Source organism: Paenibacillus sp. NMA1017 (assembly GCF_058895805.1).
The window spans coordinates 375,590-392,714 of record NZ_JBZXYR010000001.1 but is presented as its reverse complement, the minus strand read 5'-3'; the positions used below and the strand labels follow the sequence as shown (position 1 = coordinate 392,714).

14 protein-coding genes and 1 pseudogene are annotated in these 17,125 nt (G+C 45.5%); 7 read left to right on the top strand and 8 right to left on the bottom strand.

Annotated elements, in window-relative coordinates:
• Positions 1-136: 136 nt before the first annotated feature.
• From AC5ELV_RS01845 to AC5ELV_RS01820, 6 genes are all read left to right on the top strand, one after another.
• Entirely contained in the window at positions 137-1,201 is a 1,065-nt protein-coding gene (locus tag AC5ELV_RS01845) for a cobalamin B12-binding domain-containing protein (protein WP_493428908.1), read from the top strand.
• A 48-nt stretch (positions 1,202-1,249) separates the two neighbouring features.
• The gene (locus AC5ELV_RS01840; RefSeq protein ID WP_493428907.1) at positions 1,250-2,965 is read left to right on the top strand and encodes an ATP-binding protein; all 1,716 of its coding nucleotides are present in this window, start codon (positions 1,250-1,252) and stop codon (positions 2,963-2,965) included.
• A gap of 53 nt (positions 2,966-3,018) precedes the next feature.
• Positions 3,019-4,272, top strand: coding sequence for an MDR family MFS transporter (locus AC5ELV_RS01835; RefSeq protein ID WP_493428906.1), 1,254 nt, complete (start codon positions 3,019-3,021; stop codon positions 4,270-4,272).
• Between the two features lie 19 nt (positions 4,273-4,291).
• Positions 4,292-4,846, top strand: a complete 555-nt coding sequence (locus AC5ELV_RS01830) for a nucleotidyltransferase family protein (RefSeq protein WP_493428905.1) — start codon at positions 4,292-4,294, stop codon at positions 4,844-4,846.
• Positions 4,847-4,889: 43 nt separating this feature from the next.
• Positions 4,890-5,312, top strand: a complete 423-nt coding sequence (locus AC5ELV_RS01825) for a GNAT family N-acetyltransferase (protein ID WP_493428904.1) — start codon at positions 4,890-4,892, stop codon at positions 5,310-5,312.
• A gap of 71 nt (positions 5,313-5,383) precedes the next feature.
• Positions 5,384-6,022 (top strand): GDSL-type esterase/lipase family protein, encoded by a 639-nt coding sequence (locus AC5ELV_RS01820; RefSeq protein WP_493428903.1) that lies wholly within the window; start codon positions 5,384-5,386, stop codon positions 6,020-6,022.
• 120 nt (positions 6,023-6,142) lie between these two features.
• Here the strand turns inward: AC5ELV_RS01820 and AC5ELV_RS01815 are convergent, their stop codons facing one another.
• The 7 genes and pseudogenes from AC5ELV_RS01815 to AC5ELV_RS01785 form a co-directional block, all read right to left on the bottom strand.
• A complete protein-coding gene (locus AC5ELV_RS01815) occupies positions 6,143-7,024 on the bottom strand; it encodes a TetR/AcrR family transcriptional regulator (RefSeq protein WP_493428902.1) in 882 nt (293 codons plus the stop codon).
• Positions 7,021-10,098 (bottom strand): efflux RND transporter permease subunit, encoded by a 3,078-nt coding sequence (locus AC5ELV_RS01810; RefSeq protein ID WP_493428901.1) that lies wholly within the window; start codon positions 10,096-10,098, stop codon positions 7,021-7,023. Before AC5ELV_RS01810 ends, AC5ELV_RS01815 begins: the two co-directional genes overlap by 4 nt.
• Positions 10,095-11,507, bottom strand: coding sequence for an efflux RND transporter periplasmic adaptor subunit (locus tag AC5ELV_RS01805; RefSeq protein ID WP_493428900.1), 1,413 nt, complete (start codon positions 11,505-11,507; stop codon positions 10,095-10,097). Before AC5ELV_RS01805 ends, AC5ELV_RS01810 begins: the two co-directional genes overlap by 4 nt.
• A gap of 221 nt (positions 11,508-11,728) precedes the next feature.
• Positions 11,729-12,406: a tetratricopeptide repeat protein gene (locus AC5ELV_RS01800; RefSeq protein ID WP_493428899.1), complete on the bottom strand. Its 678-nt coding sequence runs from the start codon at positions 12,404-12,406 to the stop codon at positions 11,729-11,731.
• Between the two features lie 171 nt (positions 12,407-12,577).
• A complete protein-coding gene (locus AC5ELV_RS01795) occupies positions 12,578-12,949 on the bottom strand; it encodes an iron chaperone (protein WP_493428898.1) in 372 nt (123 codons plus the stop codon).
• Positions 12,950-13,153: 204 nt separating this feature from the next.
• Positions 13,154-13,577, bottom strand: a pseudogene (locus AC5ELV_RS01790) (GNAT family N-acetyltransferase).
• Positions 13,578-13,844: 267 nt separating this feature from the next.
• A complete protein-coding gene (locus AC5ELV_RS01785) occupies positions 13,845-14,879 on the bottom strand; it encodes a C40 family peptidase (RefSeq protein WP_493428897.1) in 1,035 nt (344 codons plus the stop codon).
• Between the two features lie 344 nt (positions 14,880-15,223).
• Here AC5ELV_RS01785 and AC5ELV_RS01780 point away from each other — a divergent pair, with 344 nt between their 5' ends.
• Positions 15,224-16,375 carry an iron-containing alcohol dehydrogenase gene (locus tag AC5ELV_RS01780; RefSeq protein WP_493428896.1) on the top strand — a complete coding sequence of 384 codons (1,152 nt, stop codon included), beginning with the start codon at positions 15,224-15,226 and terminating at the stop codon, positions 16,373-16,375.
• Positions 16,376-16,470: 95 nt separating this feature from the next.
• Here the strand turns inward: AC5ELV_RS01780 and AC5ELV_RS01775 are convergent, their stop codons facing one another.
• Positions 16,471-17,067, bottom strand: a complete 597-nt coding sequence (locus AC5ELV_RS01775) for a TetR/AcrR family transcriptional regulator C-terminal domain-containing protein (RefSeq protein WP_493428895.1) — start codon at positions 17,065-17,067, stop codon at positions 16,471-16,473.
• Positions 17,068-17,125 lie beyond the last annotated feature (58 nt).

Genomic DNA, 17,125 nt, shown 5'->3' with positions numbered 1-17,125 from the left:
TTATTTTTTTGTCGTATTTTGGGGAGTAGGGTTAATGTAGAGACGCAAATCAGGTATAATTGTGTAATAGTCACGTCTGGAACAAATCCCCAGTACCTGTTTCGAATACAAAACCTTGTCGGGAAAGGAGCTGTACATGAGTATACAGCAATATACCGCAGGTGAATCGCTATTGATGCAAGCAGGAGCTTTGGTTGAATTAGTTACCCATAAGCAATATAAATTACAGCCCGAGCTTTTGCGGCGTTTTGGGGATAACGGTAAAATAAAGACAAAACAAGATTCCATATATAGTTTGAACTATTTGGCTGAAAGTGTAATCATGAACAGCCCTATTTTATTTACACAGTATGTTTCCTGGTTAAAAAAGCTTCTGGAAGGTTTCGGCATAACCCAAGAAGATTTGAGCATCAATTTCAGATTAATCCAGGAGACGTTGGTAGAGCACTTTGATCATACGGATAAAACCATGGTACTGGAGCATCTGGATTTGGGGATACAGCAAATTGGGAAGAAAGAGGAGTATGCCTCTTTTATTACAGATGATAATCCCTATGCTGCTGACGTGGCTCAATATTTGGAATATTTACTCTCAGGTAATCGCAGACAGGCTTTGGATTGGATCGTTCGTTTGCTGGATGAGGGTATCTCTATTCAACATACGTATAAATATATTTTTCAAATTTCGCAATATGAAATAGGTCGTCTATGGCATGAAGGCAAAATCACCGTCGGTCAAGAGCATTTTTGCACTGCCGTGACTCAATTTATTATTTCCAGCCTGTATCCCCAATGGATGGGGAGTGGAACTAAGGAACGCTGCCTCGTGGCGGCGTGTGTAGGCAGCGAGCAGCATGAAATAGGTCTGCGTATGCTGGCTGATATATTTGAGATGGATGGTTGGGATACGTACTATTTAGGCGCCAATGTACCTAACCGGAGTCTGCTTCAGGCCATTGTGAGTTACAAGGCGGATGTGGTGGCTATCTCAGCTACCATGGCTTATCATGTCCATCTAGTGAAAGATTTGATTGCTCTCATTCGGCAAGACCCAACGACTAGCCATGTGAAAATTATGGTCGGAGGCTTACCTTTTAATCTCGATTTCCACTTGTGGCAGGAAGTAGGGGCGGACGGATACGCACCAGGTGCGGAGGAAGCGCTGGAGGTTGCAGGTGACTTACTTTCGCTCAGGAAATAAGGTTAGTTTTGTGAACCTGTAAGTCATTTTGTAAAGGGGGCCTTTAATATGAAGGAACCGACAGCAGAAATGGCTGTCCTGCGGAAAACGGTCGAACAATTAACGGATGAGATTGTGAAAAGCAAGGCTGAGGAAGAAAAGTTGTTGAATGAATTTTCATCAATGAACAACGAGCTGGTCAATCTACAGCGTCAGCTTGCCAAAAGCAATGCGGAATTAACACGGACGAAGGAAGAAGCGGTACGGGCTAATGACCTAAAGAGCACTTTTCTGGCTGTGGTTAGTCATGAATTCAGAACGCCAATGAACGGAATACTTGGAATGATCGAAATGTTAGGTTCATCCAAACTTTCTCCAGATCAACGGCAGGCCATCGATGTGATACGTGAGTCAGCATCCCTGCTGTTGAACATGATTAATAATCTGCTCGATATATCCAAAGTGGAAGCAGGACAGATGGAACTGGAGATCGGAAATGTCAGAGTTCAGGCGATTATGAGCCACGTTGCTCAGTTGTTGGAGCCGCAAATCTATCAGATGGGCAACCGTTTGAGTATAGAGACCGATACCGATGTGGCAGAGCATCTGGAGGGAGATTCGGCAAGGATCATGCAGATCTTGCTCAATCTGTTGAACAATGCGAATAAATTTACGAGTGAAGGATTGCTCATCGTTCGAACAAAATTAGTGGAGGAAACAAAAGATTCCCAACGTGTTCGGTTTGAGGTGCAGGATTCGGGTATTGGGATTTCACCGGAGGATCAGAATAAGCTGTTTCAGCCCTATGTACAGGCCGGTGAAGGCGGCGCCTCCCAATATGGAGGAACGGGTCTGGGGCTATGGATATGCAGTTCGTTTGTGGAACTCATGCAGGGAGAAATTGGGGTCGTCAGTGAAGAAGGCCAAGGCTCTACGTTCTGGTTTGAAATTCCCTTCATGAAAGGGTCGGAGCAGGCAGGCGAAATGGAGAAGCATGAAAATGGTGATTTGAAGGTATTTAGCGAGTTGCTTCGTGAACACAGTCATTCTCAAACTATTTTGGTGGCTGAGGATAATCGGGTGAATCGTCAGGTGGTGCAATTACAGCTTAACCACCTAGGATTCCAGCATATTGATTTTGCTGAGGACGGACAAGCTGCTGTAAAAGCGGCCTCCAAACGATCCTATGCTTGTATTCTAATGGATCATCATATGCCTCTGCTGAATGGTCATGATGCGGCGAAAGCGATCCGACAGCGGGAAGCAGAAAACCAGCAACCACCTGTACCGATCATTTCTTTGACCGGAAATGTGTCCGAGGAGGATCAGGCACGGGGCCGGGAGGTTGGAGTGAACGATTACTTGATGAAGCCAGTAACGATTGAAAAGCTCTCTGAAAAGCTTGTAAAATGGCTTCCAAAGCCGGAAGCCGAGCCGATTTTGGATGAGGAAGTTATACGTGAAATTATGCTGCTGGACGAGGATGGCAGCACGGGGCTACTGGAGTCATTGATCGAAATGTATACAAGTGATACACCTGCCAAAATCAAAAAGTTAAATGAACTGGCTGCGGCGGGCGAAGCCACAAAAGTAGTAGAGGCTGCTCATGAGTTGAAATCAGGCAGCGTGAGTCTGGGTGTCGGACGTTTGTCCTCGTTGCTGTCCGATATTGAACAGCTTGCACGGGAGAACCGACTCGAGAATGCGAAAGCGAAGTTGTCTGCGCTCCAATTTGTCTATCAAGCAACGTGTTTAGAACTGGAACACTATATTCACCGGTGCTAGACAGGTTCTCCCTTGTTAGACTTGCATACGGAAGGAGGACGTAAGAGACATATATGAAAGAACAGTTGCGTTCCATTCACCCGCTGGCCTGGACGATTATTGTCGGTACTATTTTTGGGCGGATGGCGACATCCATGAGTATCCCGTTTTTGTCTATTTACCTTACCACCCGTTTAGGGGTGTCCCCCTTTCATACGGGGGTGATCGTATCGGTCAGCTCGTTGGTTGGCATTTTTGCCAGCTTTTACGGTGGATATATTTCAGATCGAATCGGACGGCGTAAGGTGATGCTGGTGTCCATTGCGAGCTGGGCGCTTGTATTCGTTGCTTTTGCGTTGGCGGAAGCGGCCTGGGCTTTTTTTGTCATTAATGCTCTGAATGGACTGTGCAGATCCTTGTTCGAGCCAACCTCACGGGCGCTATTATCAGATGTAACCCCCAAGGAGAAAAGACTGCTTATCTACAATATGAGATATGCGGCCATTAATGTTGGGGTGGTGGCAGGGCCGTTGCTTGGTTTGATGTTAGGATCTGCATCCAATGGTACGCCGTTTATGGTAGCTGCTGGTGTGTACGCACTATACGGGGTACTGTTGTTGATCCAATTTGCCCGTTATGCATCGGATCTGCATATAGGTACAACGGCGGGAGAGGCTCCACTGCGAATGGGCGAGGCATTCCGTACAGCCAGCCGTGATCCGGTGTTTATGCCGATTTTGCTGGGAACGGTATTTTGTGTGATGGGCTATGCTCATTCCAATTCCACAATGCCTCAATTCTTGTCCTTATCCTTCGCAGAAGGAACCCGATGGTTTACATACATGCTGACGGTCAACGCGGTTTGTGTATTGGCATTTCAATATCCGCTGGTGCGGCTGGCAAGTCGATTTTCCCCGGTGAATTCCTTGATTGCAGGGAATATATGTATTGCGGTCAGCCTGTTGCTGTGCGGTATGCTAAACTCAGGCTGGATGTTTATACTGGATATGGTGCTGTTTACGATTGGTGAAGTGTTATTGTTCACGATGCTGGACGTATTGATTGACCAAATTGCAGATGCTCAATATAAAGGGACCTACTTCGGTACAATCAGCTTTAATAATTTGGGTAGCGTGCTGGCTCCTTTATTTGGTGGCTGGTTGCTGGATATCTATGGTCAAACGGCTCCGCTTGCTGTTTTTGTTCCGGTTGCCCTGTCGGTTGTGATTGGCATTCCGTTCCTTCTGGTCGCACGCCGCCGTCTGGTGCAGCGTACAGCACGGATCGCGGCTCAAGGAGGAGAATCGGTGCAGCAACTGTCATCATAAAAAGGGAGTTGAGTGCAGGATGAAGTCGGAAGAAAATGTACTACGAATCATACAATATATGAATGATCCGCAGGTGCTGCAAGACTTGCGCTATGTGCGAGATCTTAGGCTGTCGCAAGGCTGTATTGCCGCAGGCTATGTACGCAACCGGGTTTGGGACAAACTCCATGGCTATACAACCGCTACACCTTTAAACGATATTGATGTTATTTATTTTGACCCGAAAAATACGCTAGAGGAACGAGATGAGCATCTAGAATTGTCCTTGAACCGTAAGCAGGCCGGACGTAACTGGTCTGTAAAAAATCAGGCTCGGATGCATATTCGGAACGGGGAGGCTCCTTATTCCTCGGTAGAGGATGCGATGAGCCGCTGGCCAGAGACGGCAACGGCTGTGGCGGTTAGGTTGAATGACAAGGATCAAATAGAGGTCATTTGTCCGCATGGATTGGAAGATCTGCTGGATATGCGGGTACGGCAAAGCCCTTTGTTTCGTCACACAACGGCTTTTCGTCAGCGTGTATTTGAGAAGCAGTGGCTTGATAACTGGCCGTTGCTTATTATGGAGAATTAAAGTGTAATTGTAAATTCAGGATATTAAGGAGAGACGACAAACAATGTTTAAAAATATAAAAACAGATTCAGATCGAGAGGAAGTTCTGGAGCTGTTAACCTACGCTGTGCTGGATCATCCTGAACGCGGAGAAGCAGCTTTACGTACCTATCAAGCCTCGGATGACTGGAAGCTGTTCGGTGTAGAAGATGAAGGACTTATTGTAGGTATTATTGGCTTTGAGGAGCAGGAGGATGGTATAACCGTAATTCGCCATCTGGCCGTGTTGCCTGAAAACCGTCACAGAGGATATGCCAGAGGTATGCTGCTTACGCTCATTCAGGAGCGTAATCCGAAAAGGCTTACTGTGGACACAGATGCGGAGGGGGCAGATTTCTTCCGCAACGTGGGCTTTGCCGTATATGGATCAGGGGATTTGCCGGATGGTGGGCAATTCCATTGTGTATATGAAATAGACGAAGAATAAGCGAATCTCCGGGTCCCGCGTCCCTCTTTCTACATAAGATATGTTATGCAGAAAGAGGGAGGTGGGTTTCATTGGCGTACCACTACACAGCGATTGGAGATTCTTTAACAACAGGTGCAGGGACGTTGCTGAGCGGCGGATTTGTACCTATCTATCGGCGAATGGCAGAAAGACATCTCCGTACGCCAGTCAGTTACGAGAATCTGGGAATTAACGGGCTGACATCGCAGGAGTTGGTGTCCATGGTCCGCAACAATCCACTTTTTCGGTCGGCGATCAGCCGGGCTGAACTTATAACGGTAACGATCGGCGGGAATGATCTGCGCCCATACATCAGCGCCCTTGCTGGAGGTTCCGGCTTATCGGGTTCTTCCATTCCGCAAGCGCTGAATCACACAAAAGAACATGTACGCCAAATTGTACATGCCCTGTATCAGATAAAGTCCGGTCAGCGTGAGCCATTTATCATCCGAATGGTGGGATTATATAATCCTTTTCCAGAGGTAAGAGAGGCGGGAGTATATGTGCGTCAGTACAACTCGTTTCTCTATACATTGGGCGGACCGAATTACCGGGTGGCGAACATTTATCCCGCATTTGAGGGTTATGAACGGGCGCTGCTTTCGTTAGACCGGGTGCATCCGAACAGTCGTGGTTATCGCGTGATTGCAGAAGAGCTGGATCGGCTTGGGTATGCCCCATTACGATGAGCGTGGGAGGATGCTTTTGAACGCGCAATGTGTTTCAAATAAAAGAGGTTCATGATGGTGAAAGAAACGGGGGACTGACCCCGGACCATCTTGAACCTCTTTTTACTGCATTTTAAACTGCTAAACCTCCAATATAGCCTTCAGCTTGGTACAGTCTTCCAGCAACTCGGGCAGCTGCCCCAAAAATAGAAGGAGAGCTTTCACGTGGGCTATTTCCACGTTTTGTTCCGAGAGTTCACCCTGTAATCTGCTTAGGATTTGCACATATTCATTCCGGGTAGCTTCATTTAATTCAGTTTGTTTCAGAACCGTATCCATACGCTGTAACGCATAGGAGATTTGTTTTCCCTTGGTCCAGATTTGATCAGAATCTTCATGGAATACGGAATCGCGGCCCCACATGATTTGATGTTGAACATCAGGGCTCAGCATTCCTTGTGCCAGCATATCCGTAATGCTGACGATAAATTCAGCCAGTGTTTGGTGCTCCGTCTGAGAGAGCTCTGAACTACTCATTCGGAAGGTATTAATAATGATACTTTTAACGACAAAAACGATATCATACGCATAGTCACGTATAGATGGTCCATAAGCATCAATTAGGAAATCAACCATCAGGTTAGATAAATGATGTTCAAGACGATCAATGGCTTGGGCGATTTTTACTTCTTTCGAACCGATTAAGGGAACAGAGTATACGAGCAAATGAATCTTGTTTTTATAAATTCGACCCAAAGCAATCAAGTATAGTCGTCTTAACTTCTCACGCGGGGACAGCTGATGCTTCAAATAAAGCTCTTTAATATCTGTATCAAGAAGTTTTTCGATCAGGACGATTGTCCCCAGCAACAACTCTTCTTTACTTTGAAAGTATTTATAGAAGGAAGCCTTCACCATCCCGCTTTCACGTGCAATCTCATCGACCGAGGTGGCATCGTATCCCTTTTCTGAAAATAGGGAAAGGGCAGCATATATAATATCTTCACTTGTTATTTTTTTCATTGTACCCCCGATGTTCTACTTTTTCTCTTTAATTTCCAGCGCGCGATGACCATATACAGGGAAGGTACTACAAACATGGTAAGGATCGTAGAATACATTAATCCAGATATAATGGTATACGCCAGAGGTCTAAACATATGTTCTCCAATAAGGGCAATCGGAAGCAGCCCGACGATGGCCGTCACCGACGTAAGCAGTATAGGACGAAAACGCGCTTTGGTCGCCGCAATTACAGCCTCTTTCAGATCTGTCCCTTCGCGTCTGGCCTCCTCAATAAATTCAATCAGTACAACGCCGTTACGCACGATAATGCCTGCCAGGGTCATCAAGCCCAGCACACCCATAAAAGTGATGGGTATATTCAGGAGGAACAGGCCAAGAAATCCGCCTGCAGCCGCCATATACACCGTGGTCAGAATGATAAGCGGGGTCGTGAAGGAATAAAATTGCAAAAATATAAGCATGAAGATTAAAAATATGACAACAACATATAGTGATCCCAATTCTGCCAAGATATCATATTGTTCTGAAAGCTCTCCGCCGATTTCCCAAGTGTATCCCGATGGGAATTGGATGTCCTGCAATTTCAGCTCGACATCCTTCATAACTTCGGAAGCCGTCCGTCCGTGAACTTCCGCTTCTACCGTAATGGAACGCTTTAAATTATAATGGTTCATTTTTTGCGTTGCAAATGATGGCTTTAACTCCGCTAGTTGGGATAAGGGAATCTGAACCCCGTTGGCATTGGTCACATTCAATTGCTGGAACAATATTTCCGGATTCTGCTCCGCCTGCTCGACCTTTAACTTAATATTAATTAAATCATTACCGGTATCAAACCTGCTGAAGCTGACCCCATTGCCCATGAGCAGGAGTGTGCGCGTCAGATCATTATTGCTTACCAGATACTGGTCCATGGCTTGTTTGTTCAATTGGAAATCCAGTGTATACCCTTCATTCTCCATATTGTCATTAACGTCCTGGGTTCCTTTTGTAGACATAACGGCTTCCTTAAGCTGTTGGGACAAGGTACGAAGTTGGTTCACATCATTCCCCAAAATCCGAATGGAGATTGGCTTGCCGAGCGGTAGCCCGACTTTGGCTATTTTGACGGAGATGGATTGCCCCGGATAGCGATCCTTTAAAACAGTAGACCAGCGCTCCGCCATTTCATCCGGGTCAAACTCGCCTTCTTCACCAACGACAGCAATCTGCCCCACGATTGTGCCTGTTTTGGCATCAGCGGTCATATCCTGAAACAATGGGGGAGCGTCGCCGCCAGCCGCATAACTGATCGTTTCCACATGAGGTTGCTGCTTCACCCATTTGGCAATATCTTCGGTAACCTGTCTGGTTTCTCCTATAGAAGTGCCTATGGGCATACGCACATTAATGCTTAATTGCGGATCGTCTGTTCTAGGGAACAGGTCGATCGGAATAAACGCAAGCACACCGTATAATGTGGTACTGATCAACAATCCCGAGGCGGCATATAAGGCAGGCCGTTTCAGCACCTTGGGAATCAGCTTGCCGGCATATACATTACGCAGGGCGTCAATTTGTTTACCTAAAAGTCCGGACGGCTTTGTGGAGCCGTTTGTTTTTTGACTTCGCTGCCCATACCATTCTCTAAAGATCGGGATGACAGTAAGAGCCATAAGCATGGAAGACAACAAAGTAAGGATAACAGAAAAAGGCAATGGTTTGGCAAAGGAACCGGCATCTCCTGATATAAAGAAAAGCGGAGCGAAGGAGGCGACAGTGGCCAGAGTGGCGGTCCGAATGGAAACGGCCACTTCCTTGGTTCCATGTATTGCAGCGATTTTGGGACTCTCCCCCATCGTTACCATTCTGCGTTCGATATTATCATTGACCACTACAGCATCATCGACGAGAATCCCCATTACGATAATCAAGCCGATGACCGTAACCTGATTCAGCGTCACACCGAGCAGGGGAAGAAGGATAAAGCCGATGCCGATCGAAATCGGAATCGCGAGCGCCACAAAGGCGGAAGTCATCAGATTCAAGCCCAGGGTACATACGAGAATAACAGCTGCAATCGCAAACAGCAATTCACGGGTCAAGTTTGAAAAAATATGATTGATCCGCTCGGTTTGTGAAAATAACGTATTCAATTGGTACGTATTCGGCAGTTCCGGTTGCAACAGCTTCATTTCTTCATTTATTTTGCCATAAATGGTCTCTACGTCCGAACCGGTGTTGCCGTTAATCGTCAGGGTAATGGCTGGTTTACCGTTAAAAAAGGCCATATAGCTGCTGGTATTATGTGTAAGCAATACGGTCCCGACATCTTGGAGATACACAGGCGCTCCACTTTCGGTTCTGGAAATGATGACTTTACTCAAATCCTGCGCATTCTTGGACTGGTGCACATTCATTCGGTATGTACGTTCATTATAATCCAGATTACCGATTGGATTTTGCTCATTTTCCTTTTGTACCGCACTCATCAGCTGTTCCCAGCTGATATGGTACTGTTGGAGCTTTTGGGCATCGATTTGAATCTGCACCTCTTGCTCCGGCAATCCCTTGATGATCACTTCCGACACGCCGGAGACTGTTTTTAACTGATCTCGCCAGGATTTCACCATATCATTTAATTGATATAATTGCTTCGCCGAATCCGACGTGATGGCATAGGAATGGATAAATACCTTGTTCAAATCATCGTAAACGACAGGCTTTTGTGCGTCTGCAGGCAGTGCGGATTGGACATCGTTCATTTTTTTTCGCAGCTCATCCCAGACTTCCTTGGCATTGGCGTAGCCTTCCGTCTCAATGACAATGGTTGAAAGCCCATTTTCGGAGGTCGAGGAGATTTTTTTAATATGATTGAGCTCCTTCATTTTTTGTTCCAGGGGCTTTGTAACCGTCTGTTCTACCTTTTCAGGAGCAGCTCCCGGGTAGAGTGTTGTAACCATGGCGGTTTTCTGAATGATATCCGGCATTTCCTGCCGGGGAAGCTGAGAGGCACTATAAAATCCCGCTACAATCGCCATCGCAAAAATAAAGAGGATCAGTTTTTTCTTCCGGATAAAATACTCAATCATTTGCTTGTTCCCTCCGTGACCTGAAGGGCTAGCCCATCATAAATCAGGTTTACTCCGGTTGTAACCACACGTTCTCCGACACGGAGGCCCTTGGTAATTTCGAGCTTATTGTTGGACATCTGACCGACATTCACGACCGTCTTGACCGCCTTGTTGTTCACCACTTTATAGACAAAAGTATCTGTACCGTTATTAATGACGGCCTTGGCTGGGAGCAAAATTTGCTCACTTTGGGTCAATTGGCGGTCTGCCTTTACGACTTGTCCCGGGGCCCAATCATGCTGGGTGTTAGGAACAATCACTTCCACGTTGATACTGCCCGTATTGGTGTTGGTGGCCGGATAAATTTTGCTGACCGTTCCTTCTCTGTTCTCATCGTACAATTGAAGCTGGACTGTCTGACCTTGCTTCCAGTTCGTGATTTCATGATCGGGAACAGGGAGCAGCACCTTGAGCTTGTCGATTTGTCCGATACGATATACCGGCTGTCCAGCGCTCGCCAATTGTCCCACCGTTGCCTTTTTCTCCAGAATAACGCCGAGAATGGGGGCTTTTAAAGCTGTCTTGGAGAGGGAAAGTTCGGCTTGCTTTTTGGCAATGACCGCCTGTTGATATGCCGCAGTAGAGTTATCCTTGGAGGCTTCTGCCTGTTCCCTCGCGGCGATGGCAGACTCTTTCCCGGCTTGGGCTTGCCGCAAGCTGGATTCTGCCGATTGCCGATCTTCTAATGTGGCTCCCTCCTGTATTAAGGAGAGGGCTTCTTGCGCATCTTCCAGATCCTTGGAGGCGTTGGTTAAAGCGAGCTGCGTATTTTCATAATCGTTTTTGGTCGCAGCTCCCTGATCATATAAAAGCTTGGTGCGTTCAGCGGTGGCTTGCGCTTTAGTCAAAGCGGACTGCGCTCTTTGCACTTTGGTACGGACCTGTGCCCTTTCCTGCTCACGGGCACCCTTGTTCACTTTGTTGACTCCAGCTTGAGCTGCTGCTTTTTGCGCACCAGCGGATTGAATGGAGGCATCTGCGCTTGAAATAGCGGCGGTTGCATTTTTGATACCAGCCTGTGCTTCAAGAATAGCTGTATTAGCCTGCTCCAGTTGTAGCTGGTAGCTGGATGGATCAAGCTTCGTCAAGATCTGCCCCTGGGATACAGAGTCTCCTACGTTCACAAGTGTGTCACGTATCAGACCCGATAACTCAAAAGATACAGTGGTGTCTTCATAGGGCTGTAGTGTGCCTGAAAGGTGAAAAGAAGTCGACAGCGGTTCCTTTTTTACAGTCATTGCTTCCACCTTTTGCTTTTGTTGTTCTGCTGCTTCATGATTACTCGATCCTGTAGATGAGCAAGCTGAGGTAAACAGAAGAATGAATATGGCAGATATGTAGAGACTGGGTTTCAACAAAATGATCATCCTTTCTGTTTTTATACTTTAAAGTATATATATAAACTCATTAGTTCATAACGGATTATATGACTCGATTTGTGGCATGTCAACAACTGATTATAAAAAAACACCCCAAATTCAGGAAACCAAAGGAGCCGACTTAGGTTAGTGGAGGTGCAGGGAGGACCAACATAAAAACGACCTTTCTCAAAAGATGAGAAAGGTCGTTAAGAAAAAATTTAAGCTCGTCAGCCGATTAATTTACGGAATAAGCTGCGCGCAGCCCACTTGCGTTCACTTCGTTTGCGGTATTTGGGTAGAGAACGATAGACGGCAATGGACTGGTTAAAGGCTACAGTGGCTTCATCCTTGCGTCCCAGCATACGGTACATCAAACCTGTCAGATAATAGCCCTCGCTGGAAGAAGACTGAATCTCCTGAAATTGCTGCAGATAATGAAGCGACTTATTTACGTCACGTTCTTTGAAAGCAGCGGCTAAATGCAAATAAGGCTCACCGTATTGCACTCGCGGGTTAATATCCAGTGCTTTCAGTAAATGCTGTTCTCCATCCTCCAGATGGTTTGTGTGTACTTCAGCCGTTCCCCGTGCGTTCCAATAGTCTGCTGAATCTTCATAACGGGATTGAATTTGCAATAACAGCTCCAAAGCCTGCGGATATTTCTTGCTTTCGATCCAGATACGAGCCAAATCGAACTTGGCAGCCACATCGTTGGTGTTTAGCGCAATCTGTTGGCGCAATCGAGCGGCGTTGCGTCTTCTTTTCCATGGTTTGCTGATGCTGGGCAATACACCGACAAAGCTGCGATCCAATATATAGATCACGATTAAGAGTACGAGCAGCGCCAGAAACGGGTTGCCGAGCAAACTCCATAGTAGAGAGAAAATTAAAAATTTCCCAATCATTTTGCTCCAGTCCTCCTATGCATGTAACAATCCATACTTTCCACATTATAGCATAGGGTCACTTTAAGGGGCATTAGCCTGATGAGATTTTGAAGGATGGTAGAGGGGGCGAGAAAAAAACACTTATTTGTGATGCTCGATGTGTAGTTTTACGAGAAAAAGAACCTTTTTTTATTCCCGCCAAAAGGTTGAACAGTCTGCCTTATCCAAAATATTAAACTCGATCATTTTCTCAAGTAATGAGAAATCAACTGGACTATCCCACTGGATACGTACCAACTGCTTGGTGTGATCATAGCCAGCCTGCACAATTAACTCAGAAAAATGATTAATCCCTGCCTTTTCAGGGGCAACGGCCAAATGATGTTTGGCTACGCTAAAGCCAATAATAAATGTGCCATGATCCGTAAACATAGGCTGATTCCACGCAATTTTTGCCATTAAATTTGGAAACTTCTTGGCTACCCAAGACAAAACCTCTTGCGTTCGGGCCCGATGTTGGGGGTTATCAATACGCGCTAAATATTCTGCAAAAGCTTCCATGTTGTTCCCTCCTTAATTAAAAATTATATCGTTCAGAAAAGTTCCTCAAACCTATTTGTCGTTAAAACTCCTCATAGAATGGCTCAGGCACGTTCTTAACAACACCTATTTCCAACTATATATATTTTCAAACTAGATAGTCAAAATGGTTTAACTATCATTTTATCGCAGCAACATGTTTCTCAAGATGTAAAAAATACCTTTTTATGTCCTGTTGTATTCCTCAGCAAGAATAGAGTACAAATATGAATCATGAAACTCGCCTTTGTAGTACCAGTGTTCTCGCATTATACCTTCACGTTGCATCCCGATCTGTTGCATACCCCTTTCCTTGATAATCTGGGTTTAAAATATAGCCCATTTCTGCATTAGTATCTTTGACATGAATACCAACACCGCCGATCAGGATTCCAGTGTTTTTCAGACATACGGCTAGTTCGTATTCTTGTCGTGGCTTTTCCTGCTGTGAGGCTAGAACTTGTTCTATATATGCCTTTGTTTCTTCTTCTGTATTGGGTCCCCATGCTGTGTGACTAGTAACTTCAGGCAATGACGTGTAGGTATGTATACTTTCCCAATCGGATCTGCAAATATCACGAATGATGAGCCGATCTGTCTCAAATTGCATAACGATTCCTCCTGTCTATAATTAGCATACATATTCGTTATCTGCGCAATCTATTAAACCTATTCAAGCAGATCTGATGGGAAAGATTCAAGATTTTGAGAGAAAGTCTTAGAGAAGAGGATCGAATTACGTGTTGAACAATGGGAACGTATCAATACCTTTTGCTGCCTGAACGCAAACCGCAAGGGAGGCGTCCGGCAAAAGGCAAACAGAAAAAATTGAATGTAGTACTGGAATAGCCTGCTGTTATTGGCCATCCGATTTGTCTTAAAACAACCTACGGGCTGTTACGAAACGTTTCTGCCATTTACCATCAAGCGTGTCAAAATGAACGCCGCGTTCTTTGGAGTATGTATGCAGCAATTTGTTGTTCCCTGCATAGATCGCCACATGGCCGATCTCCAGGCCGCGTGCGCTGAAGAACAGCAGGTCGCCTTTGCGCAGCTCGTTCAGCCCAACCTTCCGGCCTTCTTTAGCCTGATCGTAAGAGACACGGGGGAGGTCGACAGAGAGCGTATGCCGGAACACTTCCCCCACGAAAGAAGAACAATCAAAGGTCGATGTCTGTCCGGTTGCTGCGCCGAATTCATAAGGGGTACCAAGAAATTTCTCACCGTAGGCGATCAGTTCATCTCCCTGCCGTTCCGCCAGGGATGGACTGGAATAGTCGCTGTATTTTGGTTTAGCCGATATGTATCCGGTCAGGTTGTCTTTAGTGCGCACTTCCAGCCAGAGAGCATTGACCTCGCGAATGACATGAACCTTTTCGTCGGCTGGAATAAGCCGTAGGGAAGGGGAAGCTACCGATGAATCCGGCTTGCTGCGCAGGTTGACCCCGGAAAGAACCGTTGTGAAAAAATCGTCCTTGGAGGCAATTCGGATGGTCCGGGTCAAGGCCTCCCACTTTACTGTGCTCCCAAGTGCTTCGCTTACAAAACGTAGTGGAATCATCGTGTTGCCCTTAACCAACTGTCCGGGAACATTCAGGGACAGCGTATTGCCGTTTAAGGTGGCAGCGAGTTCCCCGATGCGGTAGATCAGCACCGTGTCGTTTTTGGTTGCCGTTACGGTTTTGCTGGATCCGTTCCAGGAAAGTCTGGCTCCTTGCGCCTCAAACAACGGGCGCATGGGGACGAGTGTTGTCCCGTCTAACAGCAGCGGCTGGGCGGCAAGCTGAAGCGGATGGTCATCCACATAAACGGTCGTCACCGGAGTCAGTGGTACCGACTTCGCATAAGACGGGTTTGCTTGGAGCAGCGATACCGCTAGCAGAGCCAGCAATACTCCCTTGTTGATTGTCATGCTGTCATCACCTCGTTGTTAATGTGTTCATCTAAATTGTACGAGGCTTCCTTCGATTAGTTGTGTACCAAATATTGGAGCGATTCTACAGGATACTCGTCAAAGGAGCCGAATCGCCCGGGTCCAGCCCAGACTTGATAAATAGCACATTGAAAATGAAGACAGCAGGTTTATTTTCGAAAAACATAAATAAACAAAAATAAAACAAAATAATATCTGTGTTTTATAATTGACATCAAAATAAAATAAAGATAAAATTATAAATGTGAAATATTTCACTTTAGAGAATAATTTCGTACTTAGCAAGGCAACAAGAAGTGAATCCTTTAGGAGGTCGATTTTATATGAGCGCACATGTATTTTTTGTACCATCTATCAATCTTATGGGAACAGGTTGTTTGCATGAAGTTGGGCCGTATATAAAAGAACTGAATTTAAACAAAGCTCTAGTCGTTACGGATAAATTTTTGATGAAGAGTGGCATTGCAGGCAAGGTTACATCTGTGCTGGATGATATTGGAGTGGACTATGCGGTATACGATGAAGTAAAACCAAATCCGACCTGTAAAAATGTACATGATGGCGTTCAGTTTCTGCAAGAAAACGGATGTGATTTTTTAATTTCGATTGGTGGAGGATCACCACAGGATACGGCTAAGGGGATTGGCATTATTGCTACCAATGGGGGACATATAACAGAGTATGAGGGCGTTCATAAATCCAAGCATAAATCGCTTCCTATTGTCGCTATTAATACCACAGCAGGAACATCTGCTGAAATCACGATCAATTATGTCATTACAGACGAAGAGCGCAAGGTCAAGATGGTTATGGTTGACAAGAATAGTGTAGCTACAATTTCGGTTAACGACCCTGAACTGATGGTAGACAAACCCGCCGCATTAACGGCAGCCACAGGGCTAGATGCTTTGACCCACGCTATTGAAGCTTTGGTTACGCCAGGTTCCTATCCTGTAACGGATGCAACTGCGTTGGCAGCAGTAGAGATTATTTTTAATCATTTGGCCCGTACGGTGAGCAACGGTCATGATATAGAAGCACGTGAGCAAATGGTATACGCTATTTTCTTGGGAGGACTTGCATTTAATAATGCCGGATTGGGTTACGTTCATGCGATGGCGCATCAGCTTGGCGGCGTATACGATTTGCCTCATGGTGTTTGCAATGCCATGCTGCTGCCAATTGTGGAGGAGGAGAACGCCAAGCATGTACCGGAGAAATTTCGTGCCATCGCTAAGGTCATCGGTTTTGAAGATAAGGGGAAAACGGATAAGGAATGCGCAGACTATGTAATCCAAAGAATCAAAGATCTGTCGAAGGAAGTGGGGATTCCTTCCAAACTTTCTGAACTGGGTGTAAATGAGGTGGATTTGGATCTGCTTGCCGAGAACTCAATGAAGGATGCTTGCGCTCCGGGCAATCCGTTCATACCTAGCAAAGAACAAGTTATTGAGATGTTTAAGAAAATTCTTTAAATAAAAGGTGCAATTATTTTACTAAATACTATAAGGGCTATTCCAGGAAATGATCGAAGAATACTGGAAACGGCCCTTTTTATTTGCATTTTCTACTAAGAGATTTGTGAGACTAGAGATAAGACAACCCCATTGAAGATTAATGGCACTGCTTTTTCGGCTAAAGCTGTAGGAGACTCTTTTTTTCCTTCCACATTCCAACGAAAGGTTACGCCATAAATGGACCAGCTTAATATGGTTGCGGCAAGCTCTAACGTTTTTTGGTCTGTATTATTGGCTTCTCTTGTTATAAGTTGAAGTATGAATTGCTCTAATTGATTCTTAATATGTTCTTCCAGGATCGGTGCCACTGAATTATATTTATGAACGCATTGGTTACTAGTGTCATGATAGTCGCATAATGAAAGAATAAGTTTCTGAATGGTCTCCTCCGATAAACGTGCCTCAGCATCAATCCTCTTGATAACATACTCCAAAAATGCGTCTGACAAAAGAGTTTCAAGCAATGCATATTTATCTTGGAAATGTGCATAGAATGTGGCACGGTTAATGGTGGCTTTTTGGGTAATGTCATTGATCGTAATCGTGTAGAAGTCTTTCTTATTTAATTGGTCAACGAATGCGTCGAGAATTAGTCTACGTGTTCGAATGACGCGCGGATCGTTTGGGTTTGGTGAAGTTACACCAGGCATTCTCAAGACACTCCTTTCAGGTAAATCAAATGATTCCCCCATTATAAACATGTGTTGT